This is a genomic window from Anoxybacillus thermarum (genome assembly GCF_000836725.1).
GTDB classification, from domain to species: Bacteria; Bacillota; Bacilli; order Bacillales; family Anoxybacillaceae; genus Anoxybacillus; species Anoxybacillus thermarum.
This window is the reverse complement of record NZ_JXTH01000003.1, coordinates 67281-84687: the sequence shown is the minus strand read 5'-3', so window position 1 is coordinate 84687 and position 17407 is coordinate 67281. Positions and strand designations below refer to the sequence as shown.

Annotated in this window: 20 protein-coding genes; 1 reads left to right on the top strand and 19 read right to left on the bottom strand. The window is 41.8% G+C overall.

Features of this window, described 5'->3' with window-relative positions:
- Positions 1-44: 44 nt before the first annotated feature.
- On the top strand, positions 45-191 hold the full coding sequence (locus tag LH47_RS14970; RefSeq protein WP_084221224.1) for a YycC family protein: 147 nt from the start codon (positions 45-47) through the stop codon (positions 189-191).
- 17 nt (positions 192-208) lie between these two features.
- Here LH47_RS14970 and spo0A read toward each other — a convergent pair whose 3' ends face one another.
- From spo0A to spoIIIAD, 19 genes are all read right to left on the bottom strand, one after another.
- Positions 209-988, bottom strand: a complete 780-nt coding sequence (gene spo0A / locus LH47_RS01495; protein ID WP_043964106.1) for a sporulation transcription factor Spo0A — start codon at positions 986-988, stop codon at positions 209-211.
- 216 nt (positions 989-1204) lie between these two features.
- On the bottom strand, positions 1205-2482 hold the full coding sequence (gene spoIVB / locus LH47_RS01490) for a SpoIVB peptidase (RefSeq protein WP_043964104.1): 1278 nt from the start codon (positions 2480-2482) through the stop codon (positions 1205-1207).
- A 114-nt stretch (positions 2483-2596) separates the two neighbouring features.
- Entirely contained in the window at positions 2597-4327 is a 1731-nt protein-coding gene (gene recN / locus LH47_RS01485; protein ID WP_043964102.1) for a DNA repair protein RecN, read from the bottom strand.
- A gap of 18 nt (positions 4328-4345) precedes the next feature.
- A complete protein-coding gene (gene ahrC, locus LH47_RS01480) occupies positions 4346-4795 on the bottom strand; it encodes a transcriptional regulator AhrC/ArgR (protein ID WP_004889608.1) in 450 nt (149 codons plus the stop codon).
- Between the two features lie 93 nt (positions 4796-4888).
- Positions 4889-5731: a TlyA family RNA methyltransferase gene (locus LH47_RS01475; protein ID WP_043964100.1), complete on the bottom strand. Its 843-nt coding sequence runs from the start codon at positions 5729-5731 to the stop codon at positions 4889-4891.
- 3 nt (positions 5732-5734) lie between these two features.
- Complete coding sequence (gene dxs, locus LH47_RS01470; protein WP_043964098.1) at positions 5735-7627, bottom strand: 1-deoxy-D-xylulose-5-phosphate synthase; 1893 nt, start codon at positions 7625-7627, stop codon at positions 5735-5737.
- Between the two features lie 173 nt (positions 7628-7800).
- Positions 7801-8673 (bottom strand): polyprenyl synthetase family protein, encoded by an 873-nt coding sequence (locus LH47_RS01465; protein ID WP_043964095.1) that lies wholly within the window; start codon positions 8671-8673, stop codon positions 7801-7803.
- Positions 8674-8676: 3 nt separating this feature from the next.
- Positions 8677-8889, bottom strand: coding sequence for an exodeoxyribonuclease VII small subunit (locus LH47_RS01460; RefSeq protein ID WP_009373880.1), 213 nt, complete (start codon positions 8887-8889; stop codon positions 8677-8679).
- On the bottom strand, positions 8886-10235 hold the full coding sequence (gene xseA, locus LH47_RS01455; RefSeq protein WP_043964092.1) for an exodeoxyribonuclease VII large subunit: 1350 nt from the start codon (positions 10233-10235) through the stop codon (positions 8886-8888). The genes LH47_RS01460 and xseA overlap by 4 nt, the downstream gene beginning before the upstream one ends.
- Positions 10236-10249: 14 nt before the next feature.
- Positions 10250-11101: a bifunctional methylenetetrahydrofolate dehydrogenase/methenyltetrahydrofolate cyclohydrolase FolD gene (folD, locus tag LH47_RS01450; RefSeq protein ID WP_043964089.1), complete on the bottom strand. Its 852-nt coding sequence runs from the start codon at positions 11099-11101 to the stop codon at positions 10250-10252.
- A 23-nt stretch (positions 11102-11124) separates the two neighbouring features.
- On the bottom strand, positions 11125-11511 hold the full coding sequence (nusB, locus tag LH47_RS01445) for a transcription antitermination factor NusB (protein WP_021095250.1): 387 nt from the start codon (positions 11509-11511) through the stop codon (positions 11125-11127).
- A 121-nt stretch (positions 11512-11632) separates the two neighbouring features.
- Positions 11633-12028 carry an Asp23/Gls24 family envelope stress response protein gene (locus tag LH47_RS01440; protein ID WP_009373886.1) on the bottom strand — a complete coding sequence of 132 codons (396 nt, stop codon included), beginning with the start codon at positions 12026-12028 and terminating at the stop codon, positions 11633-11635.
- 21 nt (positions 12029-12049) lie between these two features.
- The gene (gene accC, locus LH47_RS01435) at positions 12050-13402 is read right to left on the bottom strand and encodes an acetyl-CoA carboxylase biotin carboxylase subunit (RefSeq protein ID WP_043964086.1); all 1353 of its coding nucleotides are present in this window, start codon (positions 13400-13402) and stop codon (positions 12050-12052) included.
- A gap of 13 nt (positions 13403-13415) precedes the next feature.
- Positions 13416-13916 carry an acetyl-CoA carboxylase biotin carboxyl carrier protein gene (gene accB / locus LH47_RS01430; RefSeq protein ID WP_043964085.1) on the bottom strand — a complete coding sequence of 167 codons (501 nt, stop codon included), beginning with the start codon at positions 13914-13916 and terminating at the stop codon, positions 13416-13418.
- Between the two features lie 191 nt (positions 13917-14107).
- Positions 14108-14671, bottom strand: coding sequence for a SpoIIIAH-like family protein (locus tag LH47_RS01425; protein WP_043964083.1), 564 nt, complete (start codon positions 14669-14671; stop codon positions 14108-14110).
- Positions 14672-14683: 12 nt separating this feature from the next.
- Complete coding sequence (gene spoIIIAG / locus LH47_RS01420) at positions 14684-15250, bottom strand: stage III sporulation protein AG (protein ID WP_043964080.1); 567 nt, start codon at positions 15248-15250, stop codon at positions 14684-14686.
- Between the two features lie 6 nt (positions 15251-15256).
- Positions 15257-15826: a stage III sporulation protein AF gene (gene spoIIIAF / locus LH47_RS01415; RefSeq protein ID WP_043964079.1), complete on the bottom strand. Its 570-nt coding sequence runs from the start codon at positions 15824-15826 to the stop codon at positions 15257-15259.
- Positions 15827-15842: 16 nt separating this feature from the next.
- Positions 15843-17003, bottom strand: coding sequence for a stage III sporulation protein AE (spoIIIAE, locus tag LH47_RS01410; protein WP_043964076.1), 1161 nt, complete (start codon positions 17001-17003; stop codon positions 15843-15845).
- Between the two features lie 4 nt (positions 17004-17007).
- Positions 17008-17397 carry a stage III sporulation protein AD gene (gene spoIIIAD, locus LH47_RS01405; protein WP_026011550.1) on the bottom strand — a complete coding sequence of 130 codons (390 nt, stop codon included), beginning with the start codon at positions 17395-17397 and terminating at the stop codon, positions 17008-17010.
- Positions 17398-17407 lie beyond the last annotated feature (10 nt).

Below are 17407 nucleotides of genomic sequence, written 5' to 3'. Positions count from 1 at the left end.
CTTTAAAAACGTTCTATACTTAACATATGAAAGGAGTGGAACTCATGCGACCGTTACAAATTTCGTTAGAAACAGCGCAAAAGCTTGCTAAAGCATTGAACGTGCCGCTAGAACAAATTATGCACATGCCTCAGCACGTATTAGTCCAAAAATTGCTTGAAGTCGAAAAAAACGAGCAACAAAAAAGGTAGTCGCCCGACTACCTTTTTTAACTTGCTTTATGTTCAAGTCTTAACCGATCTGCAACCATGGCAATAAATTCTGAGTTCGTCGGTTTCGCTTTTGACATGCTGACTGTATGGCCAAACAAAGAAGAAATGGACTCTAAATTACCACGGCTCCATGCGACTTCAATTGCATGACGAATCGCTCGCTCTACGCGACTAGCTGTCGTATTATATTTTTTCGCAATGTCCGGATAAAGAACTTTTGTAATCGATCCGAGCAACTCGACGTCATTATACACCATGGCAATCGCTTCGCGTAAATATAAATATCCTTTAATATGGGCTGGGACACCAATTTCGTGAATGATGTTTGTAATGCTCGCATCTAAATTTTTTGGCTTGCCGTCGCGAATTGCCGAAAGAAGCGGTCGTTTGAATACCGCTGGTTTCTTGCCACATACTTGACGAATTTGATTCACTAAATGTTCGATGTCAAACGGCTTTAAAATGAAGTAAGAAGCGCCGAGCTCAACCGCTTTTTTCGTTACATCCTCCTGTCCAAACGCCGTTAACATAATGACGTTTGGCAATGGTTGTTTCATCATGCGCAACTTTTCTAGCACAGCTAAACCGTCTAAATGCGGCATAATAATGTCGAGAACGAGAACATCTGGATCGCGATCGCGCAACAGTTGCAAGCAATCTTGCCCGTTATATGCAACACCAATGACTTCCATATCTCCTTGGCTCGTAATGTATTCTTCAAGCAAATGCACTAATTCTCGGTTATCATCTACAATGCAAACTTTTATTGTACTCACGAAATCTTCCTCCCTAAAGCAATGATCTTTTGTCACATACGTGCTTAATTCGACGCAATGGACAAAAATCCTTTTTTCTTTGCAAAATTAGTCAAATAATTTATATTTTTCATAAAACACATGTGCACGTTTTTTCTTTCATTTTACACTACATGTTTACGCCGTGTCATGATAAAATATGACAAATTGCGTGGAAAAACAAAAAGCAAGCCAATATTAGCTCGCTTTTTGTTCGCTTTTATCATAAATGTTAATTCCAGCTTCGTGCAACATCCATTCAATGTGCACACCGTACCCAGATGTCGGATCGTTGACAAATACATGCGTCACAGCCCCAACAAGTTTTCCGTTTTGAATGATCGGGCTCCCACTCATCCCTTGAACGATGCCACCTGTTTTTTCTAACAAACGTGGATCCGTCACTTTAATGACCATTCCTTTTGTCGCAGGAAATTTTTGCGGAGTGACACTCACGATTTCAACATCAAACGCCTCGACACGATCTCGTTCGACGACGGTTAATATTTTTGCCGGTCCTTTTTTCACATCTGTCGATAAAGCAATCGGCATCGGTTTATCAAAAATACCGTTTTGAATCGGCTGTGAAAGCTTACCGAAAATACCGAACGGGCTGTTTGTTTTAATGTCACCAATCACTTGTTTATCGCTTGAAAATCTCGCTAATTTTTCACCTGGACTTCCATTTCTCCCTTTATCAATAGCCGTTACCGTCGATTTGACGATCGTTCCATCACGAACGACGATCGGCTTCCTCGTATCCATATCAGAAATGACATGTCCGAGTGCCCCGTATATATTTGATTTCGGATCAAAAAACGTCATCGTTCCAATTCCCGCCGCTGAATCGCGAATGTATAATCCGATGCGATACGCTTGATCATGTTTATCTTTTAATGGGGTCAAGGTCGTTTCAAACGTATGACGATCACGCGCAACAGTGAGTCGTAAAGGTTTGCCTGTTTTCCCCGCTTCTTCAATAAACGGAGAGACATCTGTCATCTTTTCGATTTTTTTTCCATTGATATGTGTAATGGCGTCTCCGACTTGAATGCCAGCCGTTTCACCGGGGGATTGTTTTCCTTGTTCCGTCTCCACTAGATGATGGCCGACGACAAGAACTCCAACTGTATTTAATTTCACACCAATCGATTGACCGCCAGGAACGACTTTAAAATCCGGTAATACTTTTACGTTTACTTGCTTAATCGGGAATCCTGCCATCTGTAAAATGACATCGCTTTCTCCGACATGTTCCCCGCTGATCGCTAATTTTTCTTTTTGCTGAACAGAGACAGCACCTGTCGTTATCGTTTGAACAGAACCAAATACAGGTACATGAGCTGTTTGTCCTTGAAATAATACAAGTTGTTTCGGGATTTTTACATATTTTTGAAATGGTGTTGCCATACTTAGAACGATAAAAGAAACAAGGAGAAATGCACCTATTCCTTTTCTTAATTTGTCAAAATCCAAAATCTTCACTCTCCTCGTTCCTACGTACACACCGAATCCTACACTATTTAATGTTGCCTGAAACGAATGAAATATAACCGAATAAAACGAAAAAAACAATACCAATGTTGGTATTCATACTGTTTCATTTTTGATTTTTTCCGCTAATTGTAACAACTCACGTGCATGCTGTTTCGTCAGTTCTGTAATTTCCACCCCAGAAATCATCCGACTTATTTCGTTAATTTTTTCTTCTTCATTTAACGCCTCAACAGTTGTTTTTGTCCGTCCGTCGATCGTTTCTTTTGCGATAAATAAATGCGTATCTGCCATCGCTGCAACTTGCGGCAAGTGCGAAATACATAATACTTGAGAATGACGTGCGACGCGATAAATTTTTTCTGCAATGGCTTGAGCGACGCGTCCACTTACTCCTGTATCTACTTCATCAAAAATAATGGATGTCACACCTTGATGTTTAGAAAAAATACTTTTCAAAGCAAGCATCATGCGCGATAATTCCCCACCCGATGCCACTTTCGCGAGCGGCTTTAACGGTTCTCCAGGGTTTGTCGAAATGTAAAACTCAACTTCATCTATTCCGCTTGCCTGCAACTTGACAGGTGTTCCATCGAGTAGCGGATCATCGTACGATCCTTGACGTTTTCGAAAAACGACATCAAACGTCGTTTTTTCCATGTATAAATCTTTTAGCTCTTGATGAATGTCATCGATGAGTTGTTTCGCATATTGCATGCGCAATTTGCTAATATGCTTCGCTTCAATGAGCAAATCAGCCGTAATGGATTGAAGTTCAGCCTGTAATTTGTGAATATGATCGTCGCGATGCTGAATCGTTTCGATTTCCTCTTCTACTTTTGCGGCATATTCTAAAATGTCGCGCACCGTTTGACCGTATTTTCGTTTTAAATGATTAATTTCATTTAAGCGACTTTCAATTTCGTCAAGTCGAAGCGGATCGTATTCTAACTGATCTAACTGTTCACGTAGTTGGTGAGCAACTTCTTCTAACAAGTAATAGCAATTCGATACGACTTCTTGAGCTTGTTTCACTGATGCATCGATATCGCTCACATGGTCCAAATGGTTCATCGCTAATCCAATCCAATCTAGTCCACGTTGCTCCCCATAAAGCGCCTCATAACTGCTTTGTAACGCCTCATATATTTTTTGGAAGTTAACGATTTTTCGGCGTTCTTCCATCAGCCGTTCATCTTCATCTATTTGCAACTCTGCTTTTTGAATTTCATCTAACTGAAATGTTAATAAATCTAGTCGATGTGCCATTTGTTGCTCATTTTCATTTAATTTTTGCAGTTGACGCTTCACTCGCTCATATGTAGCATACAATGCCCCATACTCTTCTAACGCATCACGAATATGCTCGCCTCCGTATTCGTCTAATAAGTGTAAATGTTTACTCTCGTCGAGCAGCTCTTGATGCTCATGTTGCCCGTGAATATCCACGAGCGTTGAACCAATTTCGCGCAACGTCGCAATCGTTACTAATTTTCCATTGACCCGGCAAACGCTTTTTCCGTTTACTGTTAGCTCCCGTCGAAGCACAATCATGCCGTCGCTTATATCGATGCCGAGTTCCGCACATTTGCTATAACACGGATGGTCATCTTGTTCAAGCAAAAACAATCCTTCAATTTCCGCTTTTGTTTCCCCGTATCGAACAAACTCTGCGGAACCTCGTCCGCCAATTAATAAATGAATCGCATCAATAATAATCGATTTTCCCGCTCCCGTTTCTCCTGTTAAAACCGTTAGTCCTTTTTCAAACGAAAGCGAGAGCGATTCAATAATCGCAAAATTTTTAATGGATAGCTCTGCTAACATGTCACATTCACACCTTTATTACAGCATGTCCAACAATCGTTTTGAAATGACTTCTGTATCTTCTGGCGTGCGGCAAATAATTAAACACGTATCATCGCCACAAATCGTTCCAACAATTTCATCCCACTCTAAATGATCAAGAAGTACACCGATGGCATGCGCATTGCCCGGCAACGTCTTCATGACAAGCAAATGACCAGCTCCATCAATTTTCACAAACGCATCCATCAACGCTCGCTTTAATTTTTGTAGCGGATTAAATCGTTGATCGGCAGGTAGGCTATATTTATAGCGCCCATCCATCATTGGGACTTTCACTAAATGAAGTTCTTTAATGTCTCGGGACACGGTTGCTTGTGTCACGTTAAAGCCTTCTTTGCGCAACATATCAACAAGTTCATCTTGTGTTTCAATATCATGATTTGAAATAATTTCACGAATTTTAATATGACGTTGTCCTTTATTCAACGAAAACACCTCTTTCGCGTGTATAACATATGCATATTTATACTTCTATGTTACCGAACGATAGACGGGCAAACAAGAGGGAATAACCGATCGTTATTCCCCTGCATGTTCTTTATTTTCTTTCAGTTCGTCATGCGCCCTAGCAACAACTTCTTCTGGGGAAACCGCCAAGCGATTTTCTCCTACTTCTTTGCCTTCCCAACGTAAATGAAGTAAAAATTCAATATTGCCATCACCGCCTGTGATCGGCGAGTGCGTTAATCCGATAATATCGTACCCTTCTTGTTGAGCAAATGCCGTAATCGTATGGAGCACGTGGATGTGAACGCGCGCATCGCGAACGATTCCTTTTTTTCCAACGAACTCTTTTCCGGCTTCAAACTGTGGCTTGACTAAAGCGACAACATCGCTATGCGGCACTAAAATCGTCTTTAAAACAGGGAGAATGAGCTTTAATGAGATAAATGACACGTCAATTGTTGCAAAGTTTGGCAATCCGTGCTGAAAGTCGCTCGGCGTCACGTAGCGGAAGTTTGTCCGCTCCATTACAATAACACGTTCATCTTGACGCAGTTTCCACGCAAGCTGATTGTATCCGACATCAAGAGCGTACGACAACTTTACCCCATTTTGCAACGCGCAGTCTGTAAACCCGCCGGTCGATGCACCAATATCGAGCATGACTTTATCTTCGACATGAAGCGAAAACGCTCGTAACGCTTTTTCCAGTTTCAGTCCCCCGCGACTGACATATGGGATCGCATGTCCTTTCACCGTCAGCGGAATGTCAACAGGTACTTTTTCTCCCGGTTTATCAAGCCGCATTTCATTCGAATATACAAGACCGGCCATAATCGTCCGTTTCGCTTTTTCACGCGTTTCAGCCAATCCACGTTCGACAAGCAATACATCTAAACGTTCTTTCTTCCCTTTCATCTCTCATGCCCTTTTTCTTTTTTTCGGAGTTAATAAACAAATACGTTCCATCACATGTTCTGTCGTCAATCCAATTTCTTCGAGCAACTGTGAAACACCGCCATGTTCAATAAAACGATCCGGAATACCCATTCGATCAATGGTCGCTCCATGATATCCATGATCATGAGCAAATTCGAGCACCGCGCTACCAAATCCGCCTTGAAGCACGGCTTCTTCAATCGTGAGTAATGGCATATTTTTTTGTAGTAACGCGTGCAACATTTGTTCATCTAGCGGCTTAATAAAACGAGCATTGACAACTTGTACAGAAATGCCGTCATTCGCTAGGCGCTCAGCCGCTTGAAGCGCCATCGGAATCGTCGTACCGAACGTTAAAATGGCAGCGTCTGTTCCTTCACGCAACACTTCCCATGTGCCGATCGGAATGTTTTTTAATTGTTTATCCATCGGCACACCGAGACCGTTGCCGCGCGGAAAACGCATCGCAATCGGTCCGTCATCGTATTGAATGGCTGTATATACCATATGTTGCCCTTCATTTTCATCTTTTGGCATCATTAATACGATGTTTGGAATGTGACGTAAAAAGGCGATATCAAACACACCTTGGTGCGTTTCCCCGTCAGCACCAACAAGCCCCGCTCGGTCGATTCCAAGAAACACGTTTAAGTTTTGGCGACAAATATCGTGAACGACTTGGTCATATGCGCGTTGTAAAAAAGTTGAATAAATCGCTAAAAACGGTTTCATCCCTTGCGTGGCTAAACCGGCAGCCATCGTCGCCGCATGTTGTTCAGCGATACCGACATCATACATGCGCTCCGGAAATTCACTTGCAAACCCTTCTAATTTTGATCCAACCGGCATGGCTGGTGTAATGGCAACAATGCGAGGATCTTTGCGCGCTAATTTACGTACCGTTTCGCTAACGAGCGCGCTCCAAGAAGGAGCAGACTGCTTTGATTGGATGAAATCACCCGTTTCAATTTTATACGGTCCCGTTCCGTGCCACGTTCCCACTTTATCGTTTTCTGCTGGGTGATACCCTTTTCCTTTTTTCGTAATGACGTGAACAAGAACAGGTCCTTTCGTCTTTTTCGCATAATGTAAGTTTTCAAATAAATCTTCAAAATCATGGCCATCTACCGGTCCGAAATACGTAAAGCCTAACTCTTCAAAAAACACACCTGAAACGAGCAAATATTTAATGCTATCTTTGACTCGTTCCGCCGTTGCCGCAAGCTTTCCACCGACAGCTGGGATTTTCTTTAATAACATTTCTAATTCATCTTTTACCCAATGGTACTTTCCTGCTGTTCGCAGACGACCAAGCACGTTGTGGAGCGCACCGACGTTTGGAGCAATTGACATTTCGTTATCGTTTAAAATAACGATGATGTCTTTTTTCTCATGTCCGATGTGATTTAACGCTTCTAGTGCCATTCCGCCTGTTAATGCTCCATCTCCAATAATCGGAACGATATATTCGTCTGTTCCTTTTAAATCGCGTGCAATCGCCATTCCCATAGCAGCGGACAACGATGTCGAGCTATGCCCCGTTTCCCATACGTCGTGTTCACTTTCACTTCGTTTCGGAAAACCACATAATCCTTTATATTGCCGCAACGTATCAAACTGATTTGCACGACCTGTTAAAATTTTATGCACGTAAGATTGATGACCAACGTCCCAAATGAGCTTATCTTTTGGGCTGTCGAACACTTTATGAAGCGCTAGCGTCAATTCGACGACCCCTAAATTCGGGCCAATATGTCCACCTGTTTTTGATAATTTTTCAATTAAAAATTGTCGAATTTGCTCACTTAATTGAACGAGCTGTTCGTTTGACATGTGCTTTAAAAATTTCGGATTTTGAATCGCTGTAACATCCAACGCGACCACTCTCTTTCATGTAAGCTATTACAAACTTATATCATACAGCTTTTTGTATTTTTAATTATACAGACAAACACGTTTACACGCAAAAAAGAGCCGCTTACACAAACGTGTGAACGGCTAACATTTCTTTTCCACTATATCACATGTTGCTTTTTTCCTCAATGCTATTAATGATCGCGCGTTTCGATGACATCGCAAATGTAATGTAATAACGACGCATCGATTTTAGCTTCGTCAAGAAGTTTGCGCGCTTCTTTCATATGATCGTGAAGTTTTTTCTTTGCTCCATCAAGCGTCAAAAGAGAAGGGTACGTCGATTTATCATTTTCGATGTCGCTACCCACTTTTTTCCCGATTTTTTGTTCGTCTCCTTCAATGTCTAAAATGTCGTCACGAATTTGAAACGCTAAACCGAGATGATCGGCAAACGTCGTCAACAATGTTAATTGTCGTTCCGTTGCTCCCCCTAATATCGCACCTGCCCGAACGCTGTATTGCAACAACTTTCCTGTTTTATGGCGGTGAATGTATTCTAGTTGCTGTAAACTAATCGTTTTTCCTTCTCCTTCAAGGTCAGCTACTTGTCCTCCGACCATTCCTTCAGGTCCAGCCGCTTTCGCTAATTCCGAAATGAGGCGAACTTTTACATCTGGTGAAATGGCTTCGTCATCTGCTACAACTTGAAAAGCGTATGTCAGTAGCGCGTCGCCCGCTAAAATGGCGTTCGCTTCACCGAACACTTTATGGTTTGTCGGCTTACCGCGCCGTAAATCGTCGTTATCCATACTTGGCAAATCATCATGAATGAGCGAATACGTATGAATCATTTCGAGCGCACAGGCAGTAGACATGCCGATGTGTACCGGCTTCTGAAACGCATGTAACGTTGAAAGCAATAAGAGAGGACGAATGCGCTTCCCACCTGCTTGCAACGAATATAACATCGCCTCTTTGATCGTTTGAGGCGCTTGTAACGATTCAATATACGCGGGAAGCTGCTGTTCGATTTGTGATTTATATTGTCGCAATAACGATTCCAATGTTTACTCCTCCTGCACCGTAAACGGTTCAAGTTGCCCATCTTCTCGTAAAATAAATTCCATTTGCTTTTCTACTTGTTGTAGTTTGTCATGACAAAATTTCGACAATTTCATCCCCTCTTGGAAAAAGTGAATAGCTTCTTCTAGCGGAACGTCACCTTCTTCCAACTTTTGCACAATTTCTTCAAGTTTACTCATCGCTTCCTCAAATGTCATACTTCTTCCTCCTCAATATTCGAAACAATGCAATGTGCACGTCCATCTTGAAAACGGATATGAACGCGATCCCCTTCTTGCAGTTGCTTTACTGTCTTAATGAGCCCTTCCTGCTCATCGTATGCGAGGCTATATCCGCGCTCCATAATTTTTAGCGGGCTGAGCGCATCGAGTTTTGCCATTGCCGTGGCAAGCGACCACTTTTTTTGTTTTATTATATCGTTCATATAGCGAACGATCGTCTGTTCTAACGTGCGGACACGATCGACCGCTTTTTCGATTCGCGATTGTGGATGATGAGCAAATAACGTAAGCTGCAATTGTTGAAGCTTATGTTCTTTTTGTTTGAACATATCGTTCATTTGTCTTTGCAATCGATCAACAAGCATATCTAGCTGTTGTTCTTTTTGTTCATATAACCGTTTCGGATAGCGAAACGCATACGATGAACGTAACGATTGCAACCGTTGTTGTTCCGCGTTCATTCGCTCTTTCATCGCTCGAATGAGGCGAGCTTGTTGGTCCGATACACGCGAAAGCAAATCAGCGACATGCGGCACGGCAAGCTCTGCTGCCCCTGTTGGCGTCGGTGCTCGCAAATCGGCAACAAAGTCAGCGATCGTATAATCCGTTTCATGTCCGACAGCAGAAATAATCGGAACGCGCGAATGAAAAATCGCACGCGCTACCATTTCTTCATTAAACGCCCAAAGCTCTTCAATCGAGCCGCCACCACGACCGACGATGAGCACGTCGATATATCCGATGTCATTCGCTTTTTGAATTGATTGAACGATCGATAACGGAGCTTGTTCCCCTTGAACGAGCGTCGGAAACAAAATGACTTTCGCTAGCGGATAGCGGCGACGAATCGTCGTTAAAATATCGCGAATGGCCGCTCCTGTTGGCGAGGTCACCACGCCAATATGTTGCGGAAATTTCGGAATCGGCTTTTTATGTTCCTTAGCAAATAATCCTTCTTGTTCTAGTTTCTTTTTTAATTGCTCATACGCTAAATACAGCGCGCCAACACCATCCGGCTGCATCTCTTTTACATATACTTGATACGTTCCGCTCGGCTCATACACGGAAATTTCACCGCGCACAAGTACGGTCATTCCATTTTCCGGCTTAAACGTTAACTGTCGATTATATCCCGCAAACATGACCGCTTGAATGCGCGCTTGTTCGTCTTTTAAAGTAAAGTACATATGCCCACGCGAATGATATGTAAAGTTTGAAATTTCCCCTTTAATCCATAAATCTTGCAAATGAGGGTCGACTTCAAATTTCCGCTTAATGTATTTCGTTAACGCTGCAACTGTTACATATCTCATTTCTGCCACAAAAATAACCTCGCTTATTTATGTAGTTCACGCGCAGCTTGTATCGTGTTGTGCAACAACATCGTAATCGTCATTGGTCCAACTCCTTTTGGCACCGGAGTAATGTAGCTTGCTACTTCTTTTACATCGTCAAAATCGACATCCCCACACAATTTTCCGCTTTCTAATCGATTGACGCCAACGTCGATCACAATTGCTCCTTCTTTCACATATGGTGACGTAATCAGCTTCGGTTTGCCGACAGCGACGATTAAAATATCCGCTTGGCGCGTGATCGCTGCTAAATCGTTTGTGCGCGAATGACAGTACGTGACCGTTGCGTGTTCGCGTAAAAACAGCTGTCCAACCGGTTTACCGACGATATTACTGCGACCGACAACAACGACATGTTTTCCGGCGATATCGACTTGCAAAGATTGAACCATATATAAAATGCCGTACGGTGTACAAGGTAAAAACGTCTTCTGCCCCGTCATCATTCGTCCAATATTTAATGGATGAAACCCATCGACATCTTTTTCTGGTGCAATCGCTTCAATGATATGTAGTTCATTCATTTGTTTTGGTAGCGGCAATTGAACTAAAATGCCGTGTACCGAGCGGTCTTCGTTTAAACGGGCGATTTGCTCTAGCAAAAACTCCTCAGATATGTCGCTTGGAAAAGTAAGTAAAATCGAGCGAATGCCAATTTCTTCACATGCTTTTTGCTTCGCTTTTACATATGATTGTGAAGCGGGATGATCTCCAACGAGGATGACCGCTAATGCAGGCTCGATGCCTTGTTGTTTTAACTGCTCGACTTCTTTTGCTAATTGTGTGCGTTTTTCTTTCGCTAGTTCAAAACCGTTAATGATTTGTGCTGCCATAAATCCTTCTCCCCCTTATTCGTTTAAGACAATGTTTCTTTTATTTTCGCAAGTACGCCGTTAATAAAGCGACTTGATTTTTCATCACCAAACACTTTTGCTAATTCAATCGCTTCATCCATGCTTACATTGAACGGGATGTCATCCATATATTTCATTTCAAATACAGCCATGCGTAAAATGGAACGATCGACATTCGCCACGCGCTCTAATGTCCATTTTTCTAAATGTTGACGCAATAAGTCGTCAATTTCTTTTTGATGTTCCACCACGCCGAAAACAAGCATTTCCATAAATGGATCGGTCTCTTCTTCAGCGACGTTTGCAATCGCCGCATGTGGTTCAATGCCTCCCACGTCAATTTGAAACAATGCTTGCAACGCTTTTTCTCTTGCTGTATGCCGTTTCATGACCAAAACCCTTTCTATTCGTAATGTCGAAAATTATACCATGATCATAACACATTTCCACGAAAGAAAACACTCACCCATCGAAAAAGGGCGATCTCATAAACGAGATTGCCCCTTTTCTTTACTCGACTTCTACCTCTACTTTGGACGATTCGAATTGAACGCCAACAACATGAACGTTCACTTCCGCTGTCTCTAATCCTGTCATCGTCAGCAACGCTTGGCGGACGTTTTCTTGAATTTTTTGTGAAACCGTTGGAATCGATACGCCAAAATTCATTACACAATAAATGTCAATGACAATCCCGCGGTCCGTTAAGTCGACTTTTACGCCTTTACCGTGATTTTTTTTCCCTAATCGCTCAACGACACCTGCTGCAAAATTGCCGCGCATTTGCGCTACCCCTTCAATTTCAGACGCCGCAATACCTGCGATGACTTCAATCACTTCCGGTGCAATTTCTACCTTTCCTAAGCTGTTATGGCCGTTTTCCATTTCTAATACATGTTCAGACATAACGGATTCCCTCCTTTATCATTAAGAGTTCATTACATCGTATGTTTCTAAAAACTTTGTATTAAAGTTTCCTTCGATAAATTTTTCATGATCAAGCAATTTTAAATGAAACGGAATTGTCGTATGAACTCCTTCAATAACAAACTCACTTAAAGCCCGTTTCATGCGCGCAATCGCTTCTTCGCGCGTCGGTGCATGAACGATCAGTTTGGCGATCATCGAATCATAATATGGCGGAATCGTATAACCTGGATAAGCAGCTGAATCTACCCGCACTCCAAATCCACCTGGCGGCAAATACATTTGTATTTTTCCGGCCGATGGCATAAAGTTTTTCTCAGGGTTTTCCGCGTTAATTCGGCATTCGATAGACCAACCGTTGAAAGTGACATCTTCTTGCTTCAACGTCAATTTCTCACCTGATGCTACACGAATTTGCTCTTTAATTAAATCGACACCTGTCACCATTTCCGTTACTGGATGTTCGACTTGAATGCGCGTGTTCATCTCCATAAAGTAAAATTGGCGATTGCGATAGTCGTAAATAAATTCGACCGTTCCTGCCCCCGTATACTGGACGGCTTGCGCTGCTTTGACAGCTGCTTCTCCCATCTTTTGACGCATTTCTTCATCAAGCACAGGAGATGGTGTTTCCTCCAACAGTTTTTGTAAACGTCGTTGAATTGTACAATCGCGCTCGCCGAGGTGAATGACGTTTCCATATGAATCTGCTAACACTTGAATTTCAACGTGTCGGAAATCTTCAATGTACTTTTCAATATATACACCCGGATTTCCAAAAGCAGTAGCCGCTTCTTGTTGCGTAATCGTAATTCCTTTTCTAAGCTCTTGCTCATCTCGAGCGACGCGAATTCCTTTTCCGCCTCCACCTGCGGTTGCCTTAATAATAACAGGATACCCTATTTCATTCGCTAGTGCAATCGCTTCATCGATACTCTCAATAATTCCTTGCGAGCCGGGAACGATCGGCACCCCAGCTTGTCTCATCGTTTCACGTGCAACATCTTTCGTTCCCATTTTTGTAATCGCTTCCGGACTCGGCCCGACAAACGTTACATTACATTCCCGACAAAGCTCAGCAAAGTCTGCGTTTTCAGCTAAAAATCCGTATCCCGGATGAATAGCATCGCACCGAGTTAATGTTGCCACGCTCATCATATTTGTGAAATTCAAATAGCTTTCTTTAGACGTTTTCGGACCGATACAATATGCCTCGTCCGCCATTTGAACATGAAGCGCTTCACGATCCGCTTCAGAAAATACGGCGACCGTCTCGATGCCAAGCTCTTTGCACGCCCGAATAATCCGAACAGCAATTTCCCCACGATTGGCAATTAACAGTTTTTTTATCATAACTATCGCTCCTTTATTCAGGCTTCACAAGGAATAAAGGTTGTCCATATTCAACGAGCTGGCCGTTTTTCACAAGCACTTCTACAATTTCACCATCAACTTCCGCTTCAATTTCATTAAACAACTTCATTGCTTCAACAATACATACAATTGTATCTTTTTTCACTTTATCACCAATTTTCACGTACGGTGCAGCATCTGGTGATGGCGCTGCATAAAATGTACCGACCATCGGCGATGTAATTGTATGTAAGTTTTCTGTTGCAACAACTTGTTTCTCCGGCTTTACTTCTTCTTTCACTTCTACCTTTTCAACAGCTTGTGCCACCGATGCTTGTTGTTGAACAACAGCTGTTTGCGGCACGTCTACTTTTGGTGTAGCAACAACAACTTGTTCCGTCGCTCCAGCTTTTTTCATTTTAATCTTTGAGCCATCATGTTCATAGACGAACTCGACAATGTTTGACTCGTTTACTAATCGGATTAATTCGCGAATTTCTTGGATTTTCAACATTGACTTACACCCCTCGCCCCATCATTTGTAGAAAAAGATTATACAATACCATGATACGACACACCTTTTCCATTATTCAATAAAATGATAAGAAAATGTTAGAAAATTTATATCTGGTCATAAAAACAATTATTATTATATAGTATTATAAAATTCGTTTTCAACCGAAAAAAAAATAACCGGTCTCCCGGTTATTTTTGGAAACGAACAGCTACATCTTGTACGCGGCCAAGCTCGCTTTGAACGAGCTGAATAATTTCGTTCGCTGCTTTTTTCGAATGTTCTTTTGCTTTCACTGTAATATGCACTTGATTTTCATGGACACGAACAAGCGCATCGTCGTATCCTTTCGATTTAATTAACGTTTCTAGCACCGCTTCTTTTTCTGCAATATTCGATAGTTGTTGTAATTGATCGATCGCTTTACTTTTTTCTTCAGCAGATACGTTATTGGAAGCGACAATCGCATTCAACTCTTGGCGCAACTTGCTTCGTTCATCTTCAATTTCAAGGCGAAGGGCTGTAAATAAATCATCGCTTCCTGTATTCGTTTGTTCAACTGTCACTTCTTCTCCGTTGGCAACTTCTTCTTTCATTGCTTCATCCGTTGGTTTTAAGTCCTTTTCATTGTTCGCTTCCTCTTTTTGATCAAACGCCACTTGTTCTGTCACTTGAGGGCTTGTAACATAGTACACCGATAAAACGACAACTAAACTAAACATTGTTAATAACCAAACCGTTTGCTTTTTCAACATATGTTCTCCCCCTTACTTTTTTGGTAAAACAGCGACGCGATGGCTCGGAACGTTCAACGTTCGCGTCACTGCTTCGACAATCCATTTTTTCACTTGTATTTGATCGGCTCCTTTTGCCACGACAAGCACACCGCGAATGTCTGGCTTTTTCGTCTGTAAAACGAGCGGTGTTTCTCCGTCCCCTTTGCGTACGATCACAATTTTTTCGTCTGTTGATTCATCTTCAATTTGACGTTTTCCACCTTCTTTATCTTCTTCTATCGTTCGTTTTTTCTGAACCGTCGCATTTTTTTCGAGTACGTTTTGTTCCGTTGCATCGACATTGACGATTACTTTCACTTCACCAACGCCAACAATCGCTTCAAGCGCTTCTTTTAATTGTTGTTCATATCGCTCTTCATAGTCTGCAATTTGCTTTAATTTTTTTTCTTCATCTGTTTGACGAAATACAGTTTGAGTTGTTTCTTGTTGAACGCGTTTTGCTGGCGAAAAGTTGAACACATTGCCAAAGATCATAAATGATAAGCCGATGGCTAAAAGAATGGCAATCAGTAAGTTTTTTTCAATCCATTGTTTCACCCCTCCCTACTCCCTCCTTTCAAGATGAATCGTAATCATCTGTGGATCTACTCCCCACATTTGTGCTAAAAAGCGGGCAATGTCGTCGTGTTTTTCTGTGATCGACGGCAAAGATTGAATGCGAATCGGTTTAACAACAGAAGTCGTTTCTTCTGCTAACTCCACCGTGATCGCCTCAATCTGAGGGGGGATTTGGTCCGACTCCGCAATTGTTAATGAAATGTCCGTCACCGTTAAACCATATGTGCGCATCAACTCCTCAGCCGCTATGTTCTTTAGCTGGACAGCCATTTGTTCTAAAATATATGCACGTTGTGAGGCTTGTATTTCTTTTTTCTTTTTTTCAATGTCATTTTCAAGCGTTGCATGTTGTTGTTGCTGAATTGAGGCAAACCATGTATTTACATCCCCATGAAATAACCGAAGAAGCGGAGAAAATAAAATGAAAATAAACAATAAACCGACAACCATCTTGACGTATTTTTGAAATGAACCGTTTGGCAAAATGAGTTCTATGACAACGGCGAGCAAGATGAATGTAATGATATGGGAAATCCACTCAGTCAACAGTCCCACAACGTCTATTCTCCTTTCAGCGAACCATCATCGTTAAATTCCCTGCTGCAATAATAACTGTCATGCTTAAAAAAAACATAAGCGATACAATCACGAGGGCGGTGAGTACATGCATCATGCTTTTGCTGATCACGCTCAAGCAAGAGATAACGATACCTCCCCCCATCGGTTGCAATATCGCAGCAGCTAGTTGATAAATGAGAGCGATGACTAAAATTTTGATCGCTGGAAACGCAGCAATAAGAAGCAATAAAGTGACACCGAACAAGCCGACTGTATTTTTTAATAAGACGGAAGCGGTCACAACTGTATCTGCCGCATCCGTAAACATTCGCCCGATAATTGGAATAAAGTTTCCTGCCACAAATTTAGCGGCTCGTATCGCAATCCCATCGGCAATAGCTGTTGTCGCTCCCTTAACGGACAATACACCGAAAAAAATGGTGAGCATCACACCAAGTGAACCGATGCTAATGTTGCGCAACAAATCTGCTAATTTTGTTACTTTATAATGTTCGCTCAATAAACTAACAATGCTTAAAATCGTTGCTAAAAATAGAAGCGGCAATGAAAAATGTTCAATAATCGTTCCTGTGATATTCATAAAAAACAAGACAATCGGATGAAAAAAAGCTACGGATACAACACCGCCTGATGACGCCATAAGCGCAAGCAAAATCGGTAAAAGAGCGATCATAAAACTCGTCATCGTCTGAATGGCTTCCTTTGCGTACGTGACAGCAACGTGAAAGCTGTTTAGCGCAATAATCATCAGCACCATATAAACAACCGCATGTGCGACTTTGCTGACAGCATGATGCGAAAACGCGTTTTGTAACGATTGTAAAAATAAACTAAATACCGTTAATAAAATTAGTGTGCCAAGCAATTTTCCATTTGCCATCAGCTCGTACAATAAAAATTTCATAAACGCCTGCAACCATTCACTGAGCGATAGTTGTTTCTCACCATTTATAAACTGCCAAAAAGATCCTTTTTGACTTTCAGGCAATAATCCTCCATACTGTTGCACGATATGATCCCAATATTGTTTAATAGACTCCACACCAACTTGTTCAGCTTGTTGTTTGACTAATTCATTTGTTGGCGGTGATGCTTGTACAACGGAAGGCAAGAAAAAAAGGAGAAAGAAAAATAAAATGGGAGCGCGCCTCATGTCATCACCCCTTCATCGGAAGAAAGCTTAAAATCGTTTCAATAAGAGCTGTTAAAATTGGGATGGCCATTGCTAAAATTAAAATTTTTCCACCTAGTTCAATTTTTCCAGCAATCGCTCCTTGCCCGGCATCTTTAGAAATTTGTGCACCAAACTCCGCAATATATGCGATGCCAATAATTTTTAATATCGTTTCAACGTATACCGTTTGAACGTGCGCTTCATTTGCTAACGTTTGAACCATGCGAAAAATGTCTTGAATGCGATCAATTAAAAATAAAAAAATAACTGTTCCGACAAAAACGGTCAGCAAAAGTGAAATATTCGACTTATGTTCGTTTAAAATCGTCACTAAAAACGTGGCGATAAGCCCAAGCCCGACAATTTGTAAAATATCAATGGGT

What these genes read in the sequence shown, in the direction of transcription:
- LH47_RS14970 (WP_084221224.1), top strand. Translation starts at nt 45, where the DNA reads ATGCGACCGTTACAAATTTCGTTAGAAACAGCGCAAAAGCTTGCTAAA.
- recN (WP_043964102.1), bottom strand. Translation starts at nt 4,327, where the DNA reads ATGTTAGCAGAGCTATCCATTAAAAATTTTGCGATTATTGAATCGCTC.
- LH47_RS01475 (WP_043964100.1), bottom strand. Translation starts at nt 5,731, where the DNA reads ATGAAAGGGAAGAAAGAACGTTTAGATGTATTGCTTGTCGAACGTGGA.
- LH47_RS01460 (WP_009373880.1), bottom strand. Translation starts at nt 8,889, where the DNA reads ATGACATTTGAGGAAGCGATGAGTAAACTTGAAGAAATTGTGCAAAAG.
- folD (WP_043964089.1), bottom strand. Translation starts at nt 11,101, where the DNA reads ATGGCAGCACAAATCATTAACGGTTTTGAACTAGCGAAAGAAAAACGC.
- nusB (WP_021095250.1), bottom strand. Translation starts at nt 11,511, where the DNA reads ATGAAACGGCATACAGCAAGAGAAAAAGCGTTGCAAGCATTGTTTCAA.
- LH47_RS01440 (WP_009373886.1), bottom strand. Translation starts at nt 12,028, where the DNA reads ATGTCTGAACATGTATTAGAAATGGAAAACGGCCATAACAGCTTAGGA.
- accC (WP_043964086.1), bottom strand. Translation starts at nt 13,402, where the DNA reads ATGATAAAAAAACTGTTAATTGCCAATCGTGGGGAAATTGCTGTTCGG.
- accB (WP_043964085.1), bottom strand. Translation starts at nt 13,916, where the DNA reads ATGTTGAAAATCCAAGAAATTCGCGAATTAATCCGATTAGTAAACGAG.
- LH47_RS01425 (WP_043964083.1), bottom strand. Translation starts at nt 14,671, where the DNA reads ATGTTGAAAAAGCAAACGGTTTGGTTATTAACAATGTTTAGTTTAGTT.
- spoIIIAE (WP_043964076.1), bottom strand. Translation starts at nt 17,003, where the DNA reads ATGAGGCGCGCTCCCATTTTATTTTTCTTTCTCCTTTTTTTCTTGCCT.